Here is a 17,434-nt window from a genome sequence, read left to right on the forward strand (position 1 = left end):
CGATCGCCCGCCTCCTGCCAATTCGGGCAATCCTCGATATGCAGCACCTGGATCTTCATACGCCCATTCTCCCGCGCAACTCGCGGCGGCTGGCCACCCCGCACCTTCTTGATCAACACGCCCTAGGCGGCGCGGCTGCGAGCCGCCGCCCCCGGTGCGCAACGGTGGAGAACCGGCTCGCGGGGCGCGGCTGTGCAGGGACGCGCGGCTCAGGCCTCGCTCTCGACCGCGACGACGAGCGACAGCGGCAGCGTCCGCTCCACGTCGACCGCGGTGTCACGGCCGCGGACCCGCCCGGCGGCGACCGACGTCGGCACGATCGAGATCGGTCGCTCCGACCCGTCCGGCATGCGGACGGTCAGCCGGATCGGCGTCTTCCCGCGCACCGCCAGGTCGATCTGCCGCCCGAGCCACTCCTGCTCCGGCTCCGCGTCGCCGCGCTCCGTCGTCAGGCGCAGGCGTTCCACGAGCGCGTGGGCGGCCTGTTCCGGCGTCCGACCGGCGCCACCACGCCGACGGCCGGGAGGCGCGTCCGAGGCCACGGGACGGGCGGCGGCCGTCAGCACGGCCGGGTACCGCTGCTCCTCGAGCGCCGCGTGGACCACGTGCGGCGGGTGCGGGGCGGTGAGCGTCGTCAGGTCGGCGCGTTCCCAGGTGAGCTGGCGCAGCTCGGCGTCGACCCCGACCAGGTCGAGCTGGTCCGGCGTCCCGTGCACGACCGCCCCGCGACCGTCCGGCGCGACGTCGACCACGAGGCCGCCGTCCCGCGACGCCACCTGGTCGACGAGGTAGGTGAGGGGCTGCGGCACGTCGGTCGCCGAGAGTCGGTCCAGCAGCGCGAGCAGGTCCTCACGCGTGCTGCCGGCCCGGACCGCCCGCCGCACGGAGTCCTCGGAGACGCGGTACCGGGCGGCCAACCCCGGTGCCTCGAGGTCGGCGACGCTCCGGAGTGCGTCGTCGTCGGCGGGAGTGAGCGGCCCCGGGGCGATGACCGTCAGGTCGTGCTGCAGGTAGACGCCGTCGACGGTCGGCGGCAGGTCGTCGGCTGCGGCGTCGGCATCGCCGTCGAGGACCGCTCGGCCCGTCGCCGTCACCGTGCCGTCGACCGCGAGCCCGAGGACCTCGGCGGTGCCGGCGACGTCGAGCAGGACGGCGTCGAGCCACCGGGCGCCCGCCGGGAAGGCCCAGCGTCCGACGGCGACCAGGTCGTGCAGGTCGTCGTCGGCCGCCCGGAGCACGTCGTGCACGGCCGGGTCGAGCGAGCGCCACCACCGTCCGGCCAGGTCCACCCAGCGGTCCGGCCAGGCCGCGACGAGCCAGGTGCGCCCCTCGGACGACACGGCCCAGCGCCCCTCGCCGGGGTGCGCGAGGCCGGTGCGGTCCAGCAGCGTGAGCCGGTCCGGCACGACGTCCGGGTCGGTGCCGACGCGCTCGCCGAGGGTCCGGGCGAGCGGCGTGCCGATGCCGCCCTTGACGAGTTCGCGGACCTCGCCGGCGTCGACCGCGCGGAGCAGCTCGGCGAGCACCGTCATCGTCGTGAACGCACGCTCCGCGCCGGTCGCGCGGGCGCGCTCCTGGTCGGCCACCTGCTCGTCGGGCGCGGCGGGGCGGACCGGCGCCGTGCCTCCCGGCCGGAGGTCGGCGACCTCGGCGTGGGCAGCCAGTCGTCCGGCGACGGCGTCGTCCACCGAGCCCGCGTCGTCGGCGAGGCCCAGCGCGACCGCCGGGGCGAGCGCGTCGGCGTCAGCCGACCCGTCGCGGAGGGCGAGGAGGGTCGCCCGGGGCAGGTGCTCGAGCGCGGCGTCGACGGCGTCGTCGGTGCGCAGCGCCTCGGCGAGGTCGAAGAAGTCGGCCGCGTGCTGCGGGCCGGACTCGGCGAGGACGGCCGCGGGCAGACGGCGGGCGACCACGAGCCGTTCCAGCTCGTCGTCGGACATCCCCCGCAGCCGGGCGGCGAGGTCGGCGGTGGTCGTCATCGTCCGCCGCTCCGGTCCGCGCGGGTCCTCAGCGGTCCGACCGGTTCTCGCGGGCGCGCTTGGTCCAGGTCAGTCCGAGCAGGACGAGGACCAGCACCATGCCGATGGGCAGACCGATCAGCGGGACCGCCATGATCACCGGCCAGGGCATCGATCCGTTGGCGCTCGGGACGGTCAGCCACATCACGACCATCGCGATGATGCAGAGGAGACCGGCGATGAAGATGCCGCCGATCATGAACCCGAGGACGCGTTCGGTACGATTGAACGTCACCGGGGTGTCCGCGGGTTCGCGCGTGTTCCCGGTGGATCGGGTCGGCTTGGCCATCGGCCCAGGATATCCGACGCACCACGGCCGTTCCACGACCACGAGGAGTCCACGCATGCCCACCGGCAAGGTCAAGTTCTACGACGACCAGAAGGGGTTCGGGTTCATCACCGGCGACGACGGTGAGCCGGTCTTCCTGCACGCGTCCTCGCTGCCGGACGGCGTCACCTCGGTCAAGGCCGGCACCCGCCTCGAGTACGGCGTCGTGCAGGGCAAGAAGGGCTCGCAGGCGCTGTCCGTGCGGCTGCTCGAGCCGGCGCCCTCGCTCGCGAAGATGTCCCGCCGCTCCGCCGATGACATGGCGGTGATCGTCGAGGACCTGGTGAAGGAGCTCGACCGGGTCAGCGGCGACCTGCGCCACGGGCGCTACCCGAAGAACGGCGAACGCCTCGCCGCGATCCTGCGCCACGTCGCAGACCAGTTGGACGCCTGATGATCGACCACACGGAGCTCGCGCGGAAGGCGCTGCTCGAGGTCACGCCGGAGTCGACGGTCGGCCAGCCGGTCGGCACCGTGGACGAGGGCGACGGCGTCGTCTCGGTCCTGTTCTCGAACCGGATGCCCGGCTACCCCGGGTGGCGCTGGACGGTCTCGATCGCGCAGGTCGAGGGCGACGAGCCCACCGTGCTCGAGGTCGAGCTGATGCCGGGCGACGGCTCGCTGGTCGCTCCGGACTGGGTGCCGTGGGCGGACCGGATGGCGGAGTACCGCGCCGGCCAGGCGGACGAGGACGACGACGACGAGTCGGACGACGAGGACGACGACGAGTCGGACGAGGACGACGACCTCGACGACGCCGAGGAGTCCGACTACGACGACCCGGACGACGACGAGGCAGACGACGACGCCTCGGACGACGACGACGACGAGTTCGAGGACGACGAGGACGACCTCGCGGAGTCGGACGACGACGAGCTCGACGGCGTCGACGTCGACGCGGCGGACGACGACTCCGATGACGACGCGGCGGACGACGTCGCCGAGGACCCCGCTCCGGTGCGCTCCCGCGGCTCGCGTCGTCGGGCTTCCCGCGTCCGGCCGACCGACCCCGACCAGGACCTCGAGCTCGACCGGCTCGACCCGTCCGTCCGTGCTGGCGCCTCAGCCGCGCAGCTCGCCGATGACGAAGTCGATCGCCCGCACGAGCTTCGCCACGTCGTCCGGGTCGATCGCGGTGAACGTGGCGACACGGAGCTGGTTGCGGCCGAGCTTCCGGTACGGCTCGGTGTCGACGATGCCGTTCGCGCGGAGCGTCGCGGCGACGGCCTTCGCGTCGATCGACTCGTCGAGGTCGATCGTCGCCACGACCTGCGACCGGTGGGCGGGGTCGGTGACGAACGGGGTGGCGTGGTCGGAGGCCTCGGCCCAGTCGTAGATCGTCGACGACGACGTCTTCGTGCGGGTGTCGGCCCACGCCAGACCACCGGACTGGTTGATCCAGTCGACCTGGTCGTCGAGCAGCAGCAGGGTCGCGAGCGCCGGGGTGTTCAGCGTCTGGTCGAGCCGCGAGTTGTCCACGGCGTTCTGCAGGGAGAGGAACTCCGGGATGTAGCGGTCCGAGGCGGCGATGCGCTCGACGCGCTCGATCGCGGCTGGGGAGAACAGGGCGAGCCACAGCCCTCCGTCCGAGGCGAAGTTCTTCTGGGGCGCGAAGTAGTAGACGTCGGTCGCGGTGACGTCGAACGCGGCACCACCGGCGGCGCTCGTGGCGTCGACGAGGGTCAGCGCGCCGTCGTCACCCGCAGCGCGGACGACCGGCGCCATGACGCCGGTCGAGGTCTCGTTGTGCGGGTAGGCGTAGACGTCGACGCCCTCGACGGGCTCGAGCGCGGCGAGCGAGCCGCCGGGCGCCTCGACGACGTGCGGGGCCTCGAGCCACGGGGTGTCCGTGGCCTTGGCGAACTTCGAGCCGAACTCGCCGAAGGACAGGTTCTCGGCACGACGTTCGACCAGCCCGAAGGCGGCGGCGTCCCAGAACGCGGTCGAGCCGCCGTTGCCGAGGACGACCTCGTAGCCGTCCGGGAGCTGGAAGAGGTCGGCGAGGCCGCGGCGGACGCTGCCGACGAGGTCCTTCACGGGCTTCTGGCGGTGGGACGTCCCGAGGATCGTCGCCCCGCGGGTCACGAGCGACTCGAGCTGCGCGCCGCGGATCTTGGACGGGCCGCAGCCGAAGCGTCCGTCGGTCGGGAGGAGTTCGGCGGGGATGACGATGTCTGCCATGCGCCGATCCTAGCGAGCGGTATCCCACCGTCACCGACCCTGGACCGGCCGGACGGGGCGGACCCGACCCGCGCCTCCAGGCCGTGGAGCGCGCTCGTCGGTGCGGTCTTGTCGCACTGCTCAAGTAGGGTGGATCGGGCTGGGCCCAGACATGAGAGGCGGACCGTGACCGATCTCGTCGACACCACGGAGATGTACCTGCGGACGATCCTCGACCTCGAGGAAGAGGGGATCGTGCCGCTGCGCGCGCGCATCTCCGAGCGTCTCGGACACTCCGGTCCCACCGTCTCCCAGACGATCGCGCGGATGGAGCGCGACGGTCTGGTCGTCGTCTCCGGTGACCGCCACCTCGAGCTCACGGGTGAGGGGCGCTCGCGGGCGACGCACGTGATGCGCAAGCACCGGCTGGCCGAACGGCTCCTCGCCGACGTGATCGGACTCGACTGGGCCTTCGTGCACGACGAGGCCTGCCGCTGGGAGCACGTGATGAGCGAGCAGGTCGAGGTCCGACTGCTCGAGATGCTCGGCAACCCCACGGAGTCGCCCTACGGCAACCCGATCCCCGGGCTCGCCGAGATCGGTGGACCGACGGCGGGACAGTTCCTCGACGGTGTGCAGAACATCGTCGCGGCGACCGACGGCACGGACGCCGTCGCGGTCGGCGTCGTGCGTCGCCTGGGTGAACCGGTGCAGTTCGAGCCCGAGCTGCTGCACCAGCTGCGCACCGCCGGCGTCATGCCCGGCCGTGTCGCCCGGGTGCAGCGCGCCGGTGCGTACGTCGCGGTCCGGGTGGACGGCGAGGACGCCGGCATCGAGCTGCCGACCGAGGTCGCGCAGCACGTCTACATCGAGCGGGACTGACCGTCGGGGCTCCGTCCGAGCCTGAGAATCGGCACAAGGTCACGAGGCTCAGTCGCTGCTGATCAGGGGTTCGTGATCGTTCCGTTACCGAACCGTCGTTTCATCTCGACAAGGTAACGGCCCCCACGTACACTCGTCGAGTCCCCGGGCCGCCCACGAGGCCCAGGACCCGTGGCAGGACGTCTCGAACCCGTCTCCTGCCTCGATCGGAAACGATGACGAACGGATGGGGTCCGCCCCTCCGCCCTGACCCAGGCGGAGACGGTGACGAGACGCCGGAGACACCACCCTTGACGCAGACCGGTTCCGCCGCGGACGACCAGACGCCCGCCAACCCGACGAACACCGCGAACGACGCCCCGCTCACCCGGCGGGCCGCGCGCCAGACCGAAGCCCCCGCCCGTCGCATCACCCCCGTCCGCGACGCCCCGCTCCCCGGCGGCCGTCGCGCTGCGCAGGCCGCCCGCGCCGCCGAGACCGCCAAGGCGAGCAGCTCGGCCCGCAAGCGCCGGTTCCTCGCCCCCGTCGTGCTGACGGTCGCCGCCGGCATGTTCGGCACCGTGGCCGTCGCCCCGGCCTTCGCCGCGACGCAGCAGACCGGTTCGACCGCCGCCGACGCGCAGCGCCAGGTCCGCACGACCCAGGCACAGCAGTTCTCGGTGTCCGACGCCGTGGCCCTCGCCGGGACGTCGCGTGACGGCTACGGCGCGACCGCGCAGTCCACCCTCGACGCCGAGGCCGCGCAGAAGGCCGCCGCCGAGCAGGCCGCGGCTGCGCAGGCCCAGGCCGCAGCGACCCAGGCGGCGCGCGCGCAGACCGCGAAGCAGTACTCGTCGTACAGCGGCCCGTCCGCGAACGAGATCGCCACCACGGCGGCCGCCGCGAACACTCCGTTCTCGCTGCCGGCCGTCGTCGCCACCGCGAAGCAGTACATCGGCACCCCGTACGTCTTCGGCGGCGCGGACCCGTCCGGCTTCGACTGCTCGGGCTACATCATGTACGTCTACGCGCAGTACGGCATCAGCCTGCCGCACTCGGTCCCGCTGCAGGACGCCGCGGGCACCACGATCCCCGAGTCCCAGGCGCAGCCGGGCGACGTCGTCATCTTCAACGACGGTTCGCACGACGGCTTCTACATGGGCAACGGCATGATCATGGACGCGCCGAAGCCCGGTGGCTCCGTCTCGATCCGCCCGATCTGGACGAGCAGCTACCACATCGTGCGCTTCGGCATCTGACCCGAGCACCCGCACGACGGTGACGACCCTGGTGTCGTTCCCGTGAACACTCCCGGAAACCGGTCCGCACACCCTCGTGTCGGGCCGGTTTCCGACGTACCCTGGTGCTGCACCGGTCCGATCCGGCCCGAACACGGGAGACCTCATGTCAGCGCTCCGCACGACCCGCACCACGGGTCGGCGCGCGCTCGTGGACATACGGTCGACCGCCCCCTGCGTGCACCATCACGCCCCTGTCTGACGAGAGCACTGCCCATCCGGGTGGTGCTCTTCGTGGTTCAGGGCGTGGTCACAGGTCGCGGTCCCCTGTCGACGTCGATCGACCCGACGCACCCGCAGCGCCTGGAAGCCGTCCAGGCACCGTCGGAAGGGAACCCATGCGCACTCTCGTCCTCAACGCCGGTTACGAGCCCCTCGCGGTGATCTCGGACCGACGGGCCCTCGTGCTGGTCATGAACCAGAAGGCCGCCGTCATCGCCGCCGACCTCGACCACCCGGTCTCGGGGTCCTCCGCGAGCTTCGATCGTCCGTCCGTCATCATCCTGACCCGCTACGTGCGGATCCCGCACGCGAGACTCGTGCCGGTCTCGCGCCGCGGGGTGCTGCGGCGTGACGCCAACCGCTGTGCCTACTGCGACCGGCACGCCACCACGATCGACCACGTGCAGCCCCGGTCGCGCGGCGGCCAGGACTCGTGGGAGAACCTCGTCGCCTGCTGCCTGGCCTGCAACAACACGAAGGGCGACCGCACCCCGCAGGAGATGGGGTGGCGGCTGCGCTTCCGGCCGAAGGCGCCGCACGGTGCGTCCTGGGTGGTGCGGGGGATCGAGCGCCCGCAGTCGGAGTGGGACGAGTACCTGGTGGCCGCGTAGCGCCGGCTCGGCGTCGCGACGGACGGGAGGCGCGTGGCGGGGCCGCCCCGTGCCTCCCGTCCGTCGCGTGGTCTGGCCGCAGTGATCCGCTCATCGCTGTGACCCAGCTGCTTCGTCGCCTCGTCCAGGAGGCGGTGGTCGCGTGTGCCCTGCGGGTGGACTCCTCGGGAGTCCCCGCCGTCGCCACCTCCACCTCGACACACTGGACGACCACCGATGACCTCTTCCTCGTTCCCCGGACCCGACCGCGCCGACCTGCGCGCCGACTGCGGGTCCTGCGCGGCCCTCTGCTGCGCCGCGTTCGGCTTCACGCGGTCCGCTGACTTCCCCGTCGACAAGGCGCCGGGCGACCCGTGCCGGAACCTCGCCGACGACTTCTCGTGCACCGTCCACGAGTCACTCCGGCCACGCGGGTACCGCGGCTGCACCGTCTTCGACTGCGCCGGTGCCGGACAGCGCGTCACCGGACAGCTCTACGGTGGCGTGGACCGGCACCAGCGCCAGGACGTGCGGGTCGAGATGTTCGCCGTCTTCCGTGTCGTCCGACAGCTCCACGACCTCCTCTGGTACCTGGCCGAGGGCGCGGTCCGCAGGCTCCAGCCCGAGGCGTCGGCAGCGTTGGTGGAGCGGATCGAGGACGCGATCGGGCAGGGGCCGACCGTGGTCCTCGGGCTCGACCTGGTCGGGCTGCACGAGGAGGTCCGCGCGGTCCTGGTCGAGGTGAGCGCCGAGGTGCGGGGCGGGTACGCGACGGTCCTGCCCGCGGTCCTGTCGCCCGGGGCCGACCTGATGGGTCGGCGCTTCCACGGCGTCAGCCTGTGCGGGGCGGACCTCCGCGGCGCGTACCTGATCGGCGCTGACCTCTCGGGGGCCGACCTCGACGGAGTCGACCTGCTCGGCGCGGACCTGCGTGGTGCGCGTGTGCACGGGGCGGACCTCTCGGGCTCCCTCTTCCTGACCCAGATGCAGGTCAACGCGGCGCAGGGCGACGAGCGCACGCGGCTCCCGGTTGACGTCGTCCGCCCGTCGCACTGGGGCAGCGGCGGCGCGTAGCGTGCGAGCCATGAGCGAGACGCCCGTGATCGACGACGCCACGATCGGAGACCTCCGCGCCCGGCTCCGCGCGACCCGCTGGCCGGACGCACTCGCCGGCACCGGGTGGTCGCTGGGCGTCGACGTGGACGAGCTCCGGTCGCTGGTCGAGTACTGGGCCGACGGGTTCGACTTCGACGCGCACCGGGAGCAGCTCGCCGCGCTGCCGTCCGAGCGGCACGTCGTCGACGGCGTCCGGGTGCACGTGCTCCACGCGCGATCCGGCCGTCCCGACGCCCTCCCGCTGCTGCTCGCCCACGGGTGGCCGGACTCCGGGTGGCGGTACCGCAAGGTCCTGCCGATGCTCGTCGAGGCCGGGTTCGACGTCGTCGTGCCGGACATGCCCGGGTACGGGTTCTCGGACGCGCCACCGCGCGTGCTCGATGCCCGCGAGGTGGCCGGCATGTGGGCGACACTGATGACCGACCTCGGGTACGACCGGTTCGCGGCCTCCGGCGGGGACATCGGGACGCACGTCGTCCGGTACCTCGCACTCGACCACCCCGACCGTGTGGTCGCCGTGCACCGGATCGACGGCGGGCTGGCGTGGCCCGGGATCGACACCACGGAGCTGTCCCCGGCGGAGCGGGCCTTCGTGCAGGAGACCGAGCGGTGGCGGACCGCCGAGGGCGCCTACGCGATGATGCACCGCACGAAGCCGCAGACCGCCGCCGTCGGGCTGACCGACTCACCCGCGGGCCTCGCTGCGTGGATCGTCGAGAAGCTCCGGTCGTGGAGCGACCGCGGCGGCGACCTGTGGTCGGTGTACACGCGGGACGAGGTCCTGGCGCTGCTGACCGAGTACTGGGCGACGGCGACGATCGGGTCCTCCATGCGGATGTACCACGCGAACGCGGCGATCCCCGCTGCGCAACTGCGTCGACGGGTGGAGGTGCCGTCGGGGTTCTCGGTGTTCCCGGGCGACATCGTGCGGGCTCCGCGGGAGTGGCTCGAGCGCACGACGAACCTCGTGCACCACCACGAACTCGACCGGGGCGGGCACTTCGCGCCGTTCGAGGTGCCGGAGCTGTTCGTGGACGAGGTCTGCGCGTTCCTGGAGCCGTACCGCCGCTAGAGTGGACGGGCCAGCCTCTGTAGCTCAATGGAAGAGCAGTTCCGTCCTAAGGAAACGGTTGGGGGTTCGAGTCCCTCCAGGGGCACCACGTCGAGTCGGGGTTCGTGTCCCTGCAGTGCTCGTCCAGGGGCACCAGCCGTCGTCTGGGCCGGAACGGGTTCTCCACAACCGTCGCCCTGGACGGTAGCCCGGGCCCAGCGCCCCGTACGATTGACCCCGTGTCCAAGGTCCTGAGCAGTCTCCCCGTCGGCGAACGAGTCGGCATCGCGTTCTCCGGAGGTCTCGACACCTCCTGCGCGGTCGCCTGGATGCGCGAGAAGGGAGCGGTGCCCTGCACGTACACGGCCGACATCGGCCAGTACGACGAGCCGGACATCGACGCCGTCCCGGGTCGCGCGAAGGAGTACGGCGCCGAGATCGCCCGCATCGTCGACGCGAAGAGCGCCCTGGTCGAAGAGGGCCTCGTCGCCCTGCAGACCGGTGCCTTCCACATCCGCTCCGGCGGCAAGACCTACTTCAACACGACGCCGCTCGGCCGCGCGGTGACGGGCACGATGCTCGTCCGCGCCATGAAGGAGGACGGGGTCGACATCTGGGGCGACGGCTCCACCTACAAGGGCAACGACATCGAGCGGTTCTACCGCTACGGCCTGATGGCCAACCCGCGGCTGCGCGTCTACAAGCCGTGGCTCGACACCGAGTTCGTCGAGGAGCTCGGCGGTCGCAAGGAGATGAGCGAGTGGCTCGTCGCCCGTGGGTTCCCGTACCGCGACTCCACCGAGAAGGCCTACTCGACCGACGCGAACATCTGGGGAGCAACGCACGAGGCGAAGAGCCTCGAGGAGCTCTCGAGCGGTCTGGACATCGTCGAGCCGATCATGGGCGTCGCCGCCTGGCGTGACGACGTCGAGGTAGCCACCGAAGAGGTCTCGGTCCGCTTCGAGGCCGGCCGCCCGGTCGCCATCAACGGCGTCGAGTACGCCGACGCCGTCGCGCTCGTGTACGAGGCGAACGCCATCGGTGGTCGCCACGGCCTCGGCGCGAGCGACCAGATCGAGAACCGCATCATCGAGGCCAAGAGCCGCGGCATCTACGAGGCGCCGGGCATGGCCCTGCTGCACATCGCCTACGAGCGTCTGCTCAACGCGATCCACAACGAGGACACCGTCGCGGCGTACCACAACGAGGGTCGTCGTCTCGGACGTCTGATGTACGAGGGCCGGTGGCTCGACCCGCAGTCCCTCATGCTGCGCGAGTCGCTGCAGCGCTGGGTCGCCTCCGCCGTCACCGGTGAGGTCACGCTGCGCCTGCGGCGTGGTGACGACTACACGATCCTCGACACCACGGGTCCGGCGCTGTCGTACCACCCGGACAAGCTCTCGATGGAGCGTGTCGGCGACGCAGCGTTCGGTCCGGACGACCGCATCGGGCAGCTCACGATGCGCAACCTCGACATCGCGGACTCGCGCTCGCGCCTCGAGCAGTACGCGGCGGCCGGGCTGATCGGCGGCGCGACGGGCGAACTCGTCGGCGAGCTGCAGTCGGGCGAGGCCGAGGAGATCCTCGGCGGAGCCGTCGTGTCCAGCGAGGACGAGGCACTCGGTCGCGCGACGGACGCCGCGTCCGAGGGCGCCGCCTTCGACTCCGGTACCGACTGACACACACCGCACCGACACGAACGGGAGCCCCTGCCGCGCGCAGGGGCTCCCGTTCGTCGTCCGTGGCGTGCGTCGGGAGAGGGCGTGTGGCTCTTCCGAGCCGCGTGCACACGCGTACTTCGACGTTGCGCGCGTCGAACGACGTGCGCGGTGTCGTCCTGTGCGCCTGCATCGGTCGCGGGTGCATCGGCCGACATCGCGCGGGTCGATCGACAGGTGCTTCGGCGCGGGACGTCCCTCGCGTCGGGAGTGGGGGTCGGGCCGTGCGACATCACCGTCGTCGTGCGACAGCGGCGGTGTCGTTTCGGCCGATCCGGCACGAGCGAGGTCGGTTCGTGCGACATCACCGTCGTCGTGCGACAGCGGCCGCGTCGTACGACAGCGCCGCGCTGCCGCGACCAGCCGCCGACGCGCCCACACGACGGACGGGAGGCGCGGTACCGACCGGCACCGCGCCTCCCGTCCGTCCCGTGGGGCCCGCTACCGCCGCTCGGCGGTCTCCGGCCGCTTCTGGCGCCACGGCTCCGCCGGCCGGTCCGGACCGCCCCACACCTGCACGGCGCCCCAGGCCGCCGCGAGGAGCGGCACCGAGATGATCGCGCCGGTGATGCCCGCGAGCACGGTGCCCGCGGTCAGGCCGATCAGGATCACCAGGCCGTGCAGCTTGAGCGTCTTGCCCATCAGCACCGGCTGCAGCAGGTTGCCCTCGAGCTGGTTGACGAGCACCACGATGCCCACGACGATCAGCGCGGCCACGGGGCCGTTCGCGACGAGGGCGACGAGCGCGGCGAGGATGCCCGCGGCGGTGGCGCCGACGATCGGGATGAACGCGGTGATGAACACGACGACGGCGAGGGGGAGCGCGAGCGGCACCCCGACGATCGCCAGCCCGACGCCGATGCCGATCGCGTCGACCGCCGCGACGCTCGCCGTGCCGCGGACGTAGCCGCCGAGGGTCTGCACGACGCGGTCACCGACGCGGCGTGCACGCTCGTACCGGGCGCCGGTGAACGGACGGAGCAGGAACTCCCAGATCGCCGGCCCGTCCTTGAGGAAGAAGAACAGCACGACGATCATCAGCACCAGGCCGGTCAGGAAGTTCGCGGTGGCCGACGCCCCGGCCAGGGCGCCCGACCCGAACTGCGAGCTGGTCAGGAAGTCCTGGACGCCGTTCACCACCTGGTCGACCTGCTGGTCGGAGATCGAGAACGGCAGGTGCGCGACGGTGTCCTGCAGCTGCTGGAAACCGCTGATCGCCGACTTCTGCAGGTCGGGCCACTGCGAGATGACCGCGACGACGATCAGCCAACCGACGAGGCCGAGCACGACGAGGACGCCGAGCAGGACCGCGAGGGTCGCGAGCACCGAGGGCACCTTGTGCCGTCGGAGCCAGGACACGACCGGGTGCATGGCGGACGCGATGATCAGGGCGAGGAGCACCGGGATCGTCACGACGCTCAGGGTCGCGGCGGCGTACACGATGCCGATCGCGATCACGAGCACGACGATCACCTGCAGGCACCGGGTCGCGAGACTGCCGAACCCGTCGGTCCACTTGCGGGCGAGTGGTCCCGGTGTCGCGTCGGACGTGGTGGGGTGGTTGCCGAACAGGGGCATGAGGCTCCTCGGTGGTGGTGCGGAGCCTCCCACGCTACCGACGCAGCCGACCCGCGGTCCCGACGCAGCCGACCCGCGGTCCCGACGCAGCCGACCCGCGGTCCCGACGCAGCCGACCCGCGGCCGGGGACGTCCGGGGACGCCGCTAAGCGCATCGACCTGGACGCGCTCCTGTCCCGCTTCTACGCTGGGGCCACCGGGTTCACTCACAGGGTCCCGTCGTCACGATGCCCTCGCGGTCCGCGGGGTCTGGCACAGCGGGACGGCCCGGTCGGATCCGGGGTGAGCAACACCTCGATGAAGGGCTGGTCCTCATGACCGCCACGTACCCGTGCTGCACGCACCTCGACTTCCCGGCGGGGCACACCCGCACCCCCGTCTCCACCTTCGCCGCCACGACCCTGCAGGTGCTCTCGTGACGCCCCGCCCCGTCGAGGACTGGCACCGTCACGGCATGCGCTCGCCCGAGGAGGTCGCCGAGCTGATCGCCGACCGCGTCGGTGGCACCTCGGATGCCTCCGTGCCCGCCGGTCCCGAGCACGACGAACCCTCGTACGCGGACTTCCTCGGCGAGCAGGTCTGACGCGGCCCCCGGACGGGGGCTCGCGCCGTCCTGCCTGCGCGCGGATGATCCTCGGCAGGGGCCGTGTGGCCCGTCCCGTCTCACCAGCGGGACCCGGATCAGGGAGGACCCGACGTGCACGACCACGACACCCATCCGTTCGACCGTCACGTCGGCCCGCCGCACGTCGAACGCTTCCGGCTCACCCGGACCGACGAGATGCTCCGTGTGGTCTGCACGTGCGCGATCGGTGCCGACCACGACAACACCATCCGGCACCCCGCCGCCCCGACGGTCGCCTGAGTCGAACGGGTGAACACCAGCCGCGTGCCTCCGGTGAATCCGGTCGCGCGCGACGGTGCGGCGGGATACTGGTCGGGTGCGTGAACTCCAAGCCACCATCGCTGCGGACCTCGACGTCCAGCCGACCATCGACCCCGAGCAGGAGGTCGCCCGCCGTGTCGCGTTCCTGCGTGACTACCTGACCACGACCGGCGCGAAGGGGTTCGTCCTCGCCGTCAGCGGCGGGCAGGACTCCACGCTCGCGGGACGGCTCACCCAGCTCGCCGTCGAGTCCCTCCGCGCCGAGGGACGCGAGGCCGAGTTCGTCACCGTCCGCATGCCGTACCGGGTGCAGGCCGACGAGGACGACGCGCAGCTCGCGCTGCAGTTCATCGCCGCCGACCCCGGCATCGTGGTGAACATCGAGCACGGCGTCGACGGCGTGGTGCAGGACACCGCGGCGTCCGGCGTCGCGCTCAGCGACTTCGTGAAGGGCAACGTCAAGGCGCGCATGCGCATGGTCGCCCAGTACGCCGTGGCCGGGCAGCGCGGACTGCTGGTCGTCGGCACGGACCACGCGGCCGAGGCCGTGACGGGCTTCTTCACGAAGTACGGCGACGGCGGCGTCGACCTCACCCCGCTGACCGGGCTGACGAAGAGCCAGGGGCGGCAGCTCCTCGAGCACCTGGGGGCGCCGGCTCGCCTGTACGAGAAGGCGCCGACCGCGGACCTGCTCGACGACCTGCCCGGGCAGACCGACGAGGCCAACCTCGGCCTGACCTACGTCGAGATCGACGCGTACCTGCAGGGGCACGACGTCCCCGACGAGGTCGCCGAGGCGATCGAGTCGCGCTACCGAGCGACCGAGCACAAGCGTCGCGTGCCCGCGACGCCCTTCGACAGCTGGTGGCAGCAGGGCGCGTAGCGCCACAGCGCTGGACCGGACGGGAGGCGCGGTGCAGGTCCCGACCTGCACCGCGCCTCCCGTCGTGCGTGCGACCGTGTCGCGTGGCCGGTCGGTCCTGGTGGCCGTCCGGTTCTCCACAGCTCCGGTCGCCGTCCTGCCGCTGCGGTCCCCGCGCTCCTAGGATGGGCGCAACGGAACAACAGATGCGGAATCCCGGTCACGACCGACCGTGCCGGAGCCGCTGGGGGGAATCATGGAAGTCCTGCTCGCACTCGGCGCCGTCCCGCTCGTCATCGTGGGGATCATCGTCCTCGCCGTGATCGCGCTCGTGTACGCCAAGCTCGTCTACCGCAACGCCGGTGCGGACGAGGCGATCATCATCACCGGGAAGCGGTCGCGGAAGGTCAAGAACCCCGACGGCACCGAGACCGTCGAGTCCGGCATCAAGGTCGTCCTCGGTGCGGGTGTGCTCGTCCGACCGTTCTTCGAGCGGGTGGCGAAGATCTCGCTGTCCTCGCGTGCCATCGACATCAACGTGAACGCGCAGGACTCCCGCGGCGTCACGATCGACGTCGAGGCCGTGGCGCTCGTCAAGGTGGGCGAGGCCGATGCGTCGATCCGTGCTGCTGCGCAGCGCTTCCTCGGCCAGGAGAAGAAGATCGACGACTTCGCGCGCGAGGTCCTGTCCGGTTCGCTCCGCGCGTCGATCGGCGCGACCGACGTGTCGACGATCATCCGCAACCGCGACCAGCTCACGGTGGCGGTCCTCGACGTCGCCAAGGACGCCCTGCACAGCCAGGGTCTCGACGTCGACTCGTTCGAGATCAAGGGCATCTCGGACCGCAACGACTACATCAGCGACCTCGGTCGTGCCGAGCGCGCCCGCGTCCGGCTCGAGGCGGAGAACGCCGAGGCCCAGGCCGACCGCGAGGCACGCGAGGCCCGGGCCACCGCCGACCAGGCGATCGCCGAGGCCGAGAACACCCTCGCCATCCGTCGTGCGGCGCTGCAGCTCGACGCCGACCGGGCTTCGGCCGAGGCCGCAGCGGCTGGTCCGCTCGCGCAGGCTCGCGCGTCGCAGGGCGTCGTCGAACAGGAGCAGATCACGGCGCAGAAGCGCGCCGAGCTCCGTCGTGCCGAGCTCGAGTCCGAGGTGAGCGCGGTCGCCGAGGCGAACGCGCGCAAGACCCGGGTGGAGGCCGAGGCTGCTGCGGCTGCCCAGGTCGAGACGGCCCGTGCGCAGGCCGAGGCCCGACGCATCTCGGCCGAGGCGGTCGCCGCCGAGGCCCAGGCCGAGGCTGCCGCCCGCAAGCTCGCCGCCGACGCCTCACGTGCGGAGGGTGAGGCCGCGGCCGACGCCATCCGTGCGAAGGGTCAGGCCGAGGCCGACGCGACGAAGGCCCAGGCCGACGCGCTCGCACAGCACTCCGAGGCCGTGCTCCGGGTGAAGGCGCTCGAGACGCTGCCGAGCATCGCCCGCGAGCTCGCGGCGCCGATGGGCAACATCGACAAGCTGACGGTCGTGTCCTCGGACGGCGCAGGCGCCCTGTCGAAGAGCGTCGTGAGCCAGTTCAGCGAGGTCGACGCGCTGCTCGGCACCACGGCCGGCTTCACGCTGAGCGACATCGTGAAGAGCACGACGACCGGCCAGGCCGCTGCCCGGGCGGTCGCGCGTGAACAGGACGCCGCGCCGGTCGACTGACGGGCACGGTCGTGCGCACGGGCGCGGTCGGGTCAGCCCCGGTCGCGCCCGTCGTCGTCCCGGTGTCGCTGCTGGCCGCCGGCGTCCTCGCGCTGGTCCTCAACCGGGTCGCTGTCGGTGGCCGGGTCGCCGTCGGTGGCCAGGTCGCCGTCGGTCGACTCCTGCGGCTGTCCCTGCAGCGCGTCCCGCTCGGCGGCCAGACGCTGCTGCCAGACGACGCTGCGTGCGGCGCCCTCGAGCACGTCCTCGACCTGCCCGCCGGTCTTCGCTGCGAGTGCGCCGCTCAGGCCCGCGGTGAGGGTGCCGCCAGCGGCAGCGAGGCGTTCCATGACCTCCTCCTGCCGGGGCGTGAGGGGTTCGTCGACCATGCTGTCCACGGTCTCGCGGATGTTCGCCTCGCTGGCGTCGAGCGAGGCGTCGTCCCCGGCGTGCAGTGCGGCGGCCTCGCCGACGACGACGAGTCCGAGCCGTGCGGCGTCGTCCTCGGGACGGGGGCGTTCGTTCTCGTCGGTCATGGCGGGGACGCTACGCCCCGGCCGATGTACGGCCGTCAGCACCCTGTCCCCCCTGCTCGGGGTCGACCGGTCGCACGGGACGACGAAGGACCCCGGACCGTCACGGTCCGGGGTCCTTCGTGGTGCCGCTCCGACACCCCCACGTCGGTCAGTGGCGCTTGCCGGTGGTCAGCGACGCGCGCCGCGACCCGCGAAGCGCGTGTAGAGGAACAGCACGATGACGGCACCGATGATCGAGCCGATGATGCCGGCCGGCTGGAAGAAGCCGTCCTCCACGTTGTGCCGGAAGATCAGGAACCCGAGGAAGCCGCCGACGAACGAGCCGATGATGCCGAGCACGATCGTCATGAGGATCGACATGTGCTGCTTGCCGGGGATGATGAGTCGTGCCAGTGCTCCGGCGATGAGGCCGACGATGATGAGCCCGATGATGGTGCCGATGACGCCCATGATGTCCTCCTTGGAATGGACCGTGCCGCGGTCCGGGGGTGTCCACGATCTGGTTCGGCCCCGATTGAACACCGCTCTT

Annotated in this window: 17 protein-coding genes, 1 tRNA gene and 1 pseudogene; 13 read left to right on the forward strand and 6 right to left on the reverse strand. The window is 72.0% G+C overall.

The genetic code is table 11. From position 1 onward, the window contains the following. Positions 1-209: 209 nt before the first annotated feature. Together M3666_RS15660 and M3666_RS15665 are read right to left on the reverse strand one after the other, a co-directional pair. Positions 210-1,976 (reverse strand): helicase-associated domain-containing protein, encoded by a 1,767-nt coding sequence (locus M3666_RS15660; protein ID WP_251155743.1) that lies wholly within the window; start codon positions 1,974-1,976, stop codon positions 210-212. 28 nt (positions 1,977-2,004) lie between these two features. Continuing rightward, a complete protein-coding gene (locus M3666_RS15665) occupies positions 2,005-2,304 on the reverse strand; it encodes a hypothetical protein (protein ID WP_066656531.1) in 300 nt (99 codons plus the stop codon). 55 nt (positions 2,305-2,359) lie between these two features. On the opposite strand from M3666_RS15665, the gene M3666_RS15670 reads away from it, so the two are divergent. Both M3666_RS15670 and M3666_RS17265 read left to right on the forward strand, forming a co-directional pair. After that, positions 2,360-2,737 carry a cold-shock protein gene (locus M3666_RS15670; RefSeq protein ID WP_066656529.1) on the forward strand — a complete coding sequence of 126 codons (378 nt, stop codon included), beginning with the start codon at positions 2,360-2,362 and terminating at the stop codon, positions 2,735-2,737. Beyond that, a pseudogene (locus tag M3666_RS17265) lies at positions 2,737-3,072 on the forward strand (DUF3027 domain-containing protein); the annotation flags it as partial. The gene M3666_RS15670 and the pseudogene M3666_RS17265, both read left to right, overlap by 1 nt. Positions 3,073-3,405: 333 nt before the next feature. Here M3666_RS17265 and serC read toward each other — a convergent pair. Further along, entirely contained in the window at positions 3,406-4,524 is a 1,119-nt protein-coding gene (gene serC / locus M3666_RS15675; RefSeq protein ID WP_251155744.1) for a phosphoserine transaminase, read from the reverse strand. Positions 4,525-4,689: 165 nt separating this feature from the next. Here serC and M3666_RS15680 point away from each other — a divergent pair, with 165 nt between their 5' ends. From M3666_RS15680 to argG, 7 genes are all read left to right on the forward strand, one after another. Next, positions 4,690-5,385 carry a metal-dependent transcriptional regulator gene (locus M3666_RS15680; RefSeq protein WP_066656523.1) on the forward strand — a complete coding sequence of 232 codons (696 nt, stop codon included), beginning with the start codon at positions 4,690-4,692 and terminating at the stop codon, positions 5,383-5,385. A gap of 290 nt (positions 5,386-5,675) precedes the next feature. Next, positions 5,676-6,623 carry a C40 family peptidase gene (locus M3666_RS15685; protein ID WP_066656519.1) on the forward strand — a complete coding sequence of 316 codons (948 nt, stop codon included), beginning with the start codon at positions 5,676-5,678 and terminating at the stop codon, positions 6,621-6,623. Between the two features lie 377 nt (positions 6,624-7,000). Next, positions 7,001-7,495 carry an HNH endonuclease gene (locus M3666_RS15690; RefSeq protein ID WP_066656516.1) on the forward strand — a complete coding sequence of 165 codons (495 nt, stop codon included), beginning with the start codon at positions 7,001-7,003 and terminating at the stop codon, positions 7,493-7,495. Between the two features lie 216 nt (positions 7,496-7,711). Beyond that, on the forward strand, positions 7,712-8,548 hold the full coding sequence (locus M3666_RS15695; protein ID WP_209685450.1) for a pentapeptide repeat-containing protein: 837 nt from the start codon (positions 7,712-7,714) through the stop codon (positions 8,546-8,548). A gap of 10 nt (positions 8,549-8,558) precedes the next feature. Further along, complete coding sequence (locus tag M3666_RS15700; RefSeq protein ID WP_251155745.1) at positions 8,559-9,662, forward strand: epoxide hydrolase family protein; 1,104 nt, start codon at positions 8,559-8,561, stop codon at positions 9,660-9,662. Positions 9,663-9,675: 13 nt separating this feature from the next. Next, positions 9,676-9,750, forward strand: a tRNA-Arg gene (locus tag M3666_RS15705). A 130-nt stretch (positions 9,751-9,880) separates the two neighbouring features. Continuing rightward, the gene (gene argG / locus M3666_RS15710) at positions 9,881-11,320 is read left to right on the forward strand and encodes an argininosuccinate synthase (protein WP_209685453.1); all 1,440 of its coding nucleotides are present in this window, start codon (positions 9,881-9,883) and stop codon (positions 11,318-11,320) included. A gap of 480 nt (positions 11,321-11,800) precedes the next feature. Here the strand turns inward: argG and M3666_RS15715 are convergent, their stop codons facing one another. After that, positions 11,801-12,937 carry an AI-2E family transporter gene (locus tag M3666_RS15715; protein ID WP_209685455.1) on the reverse strand — a complete coding sequence of 379 codons (1,137 nt, stop codon included), beginning with the start codon at positions 12,935-12,937 and terminating at the stop codon, positions 11,801-11,803. A gap of 454 nt (positions 12,938-13,391) precedes the next feature. On the opposite strand from M3666_RS15715, the gene M3666_RS16925 reads away from it, so the two are divergent. The 4 genes from M3666_RS16925 to M3666_RS15730 all read left to right on the forward strand — a co-directional run bounded on the left by M3666_RS16925 (position 13,392) and on the right by M3666_RS15730 (position 16,390). Next, a complete protein-coding gene (locus M3666_RS16925; RefSeq protein ID WP_268746754.1) occupies positions 13,392-13,520 on the forward strand; it encodes a hypothetical protein in 129 nt (42 codons plus the stop codon). Positions 13,521-13,634: 114 nt separating this feature from the next. Next, the gene (locus M3666_RS15720; protein WP_158407773.1) at positions 13,635-13,802 is read left to right on the forward strand and encodes a hypothetical protein; all 168 of its coding nucleotides are present in this window, start codon (positions 13,635-13,637) and stop codon (positions 13,800-13,802) included. A gap of 76 nt (positions 13,803-13,878) precedes the next feature. Continuing rightward, a complete protein-coding gene (nadE, locus tag M3666_RS15725) occupies positions 13,879-14,706 on the forward strand; it encodes an ammonia-dependent NAD(+) synthetase (RefSeq protein WP_066656508.1) in 828 nt (275 codons plus the stop codon). 235 nt (positions 14,707-14,941) lie between these two features. Further along, entirely contained in the window at positions 14,942-16,390 is a 1,449-nt protein-coding gene (locus tag M3666_RS15730; RefSeq protein WP_066656505.1) for a flotillin family protein, read from the forward strand. 32 nt (positions 16,391-16,422) lie between these two features. Here the strand turns inward: M3666_RS15730 and M3666_RS15735 are convergent, their stop codons facing one another. Both M3666_RS15735 and M3666_RS15740 read right to left on the reverse strand, forming a co-directional pair. Next, positions 16,423-16,905: a hypothetical protein gene (locus tag M3666_RS15735; RefSeq protein WP_251155746.1), complete on the reverse strand. Its 483-nt coding sequence runs from the start codon at positions 16,903-16,905 to the stop codon at positions 16,423-16,425. 168 nt (positions 16,906-17,073) lie between these two features. After that, positions 17,074-17,355: a GlsB/YeaQ/YmgE family stress response membrane protein gene (locus M3666_RS15740; protein ID WP_251155747.1), complete on the reverse strand. Its 282-nt coding sequence runs from the start codon at positions 17,353-17,355 to the stop codon at positions 17,074-17,076. Positions 17,356-17,434: the final 79 nt, after the last annotated feature.

Origin of the sequence: Curtobacterium sp. ODYSSEY 48 V2 (assembly GCF_023712625.1) — a bacterium.
Classification (GTDB): Bacteria; Actinomycetota; Actinomycetes; order Actinomycetales; family Microbacteriaceae; genus Curtobacterium.

Bases quoted from the DNA above. Each gene is read 5' to 3' on its own strand.
- M3666_RS15690 (WP_066656516.1), top strand. From the start codon at position 7,001: ATGCGCACTCTCGTCCTCAACGCCGGTTACGAGCCCCTCGCGGTGATC.
- M3666_RS15670 (WP_066656529.1), top strand. From the start codon at position 2,360: ATGCCCACCGGCAAGGTCAAGTTCTACGACGACCAGAAGGGGTTCGGG.
- M3666_RS15665 (WP_066656531.1), bottom strand. From the start codon at position 2,304: ATGGCCAAGCCGACCCGATCCACCGGGAACACGCGCGAACCCGCGGAC.
- M3666_RS16925 (WP_268746754.1), top strand. From the start codon at position 13,392: ATGCGCTCGCCCGAGGAGGTCGCCGAGCTGATCGCCGACCGCGTCGGT.
- M3666_RS15735 (WP_251155746.1), bottom strand. From the start codon at position 16,905: ATGACCGACGAGAACGAACGCCCCCGTCCCGAGGACGACGCCGCACGG.
- M3666_RS15730 (WP_066656505.1), top strand. From the start codon at position 14,942: ATGGAAGTCCTGCTCGCACTCGGCGCCGTCCCGCTCGTCATCGTGGGG.
- serC (WP_251155744.1), bottom strand. From the start codon at position 4,524: ATGGCAGACATCGTCATCCCCGCCGAACTCCTCCCGACCGACGGACGC.
- M3666_RS15695 (WP_209685450.1), top strand. From the start codon at position 7,712: ATGACCTCTTCCTCGTTCCCCGGACCCGACCGCGCCGACCTGCGCGCC.
- M3666_RS15740 (WP_251155747.1), bottom strand. From the start codon at position 17,355: ATGGGCGTCATCGGCACCATCATCGGGCTCATCATCGTCGGCCTCATC.
- M3666_RS15700 (WP_251155745.1), top strand. From the start codon at position 8,559: ATGAGCGAGACGCCCGTGATCGACGACGCCACGATCGGAGACCTCCGC.
- M3666_RS15715 (WP_209685455.1), bottom strand. From the start codon at position 12,937: ATGCCCCTGTTCGGCAACCACCCCACCACGTCCGACGCGACACCGGGA.
- M3666_RS15660 (WP_251155743.1), bottom strand. From the start codon at position 1,976: ATGACGACCACCGCCGACCTCGCCGCCCGGCTGCGGGGGATGTCCGAC.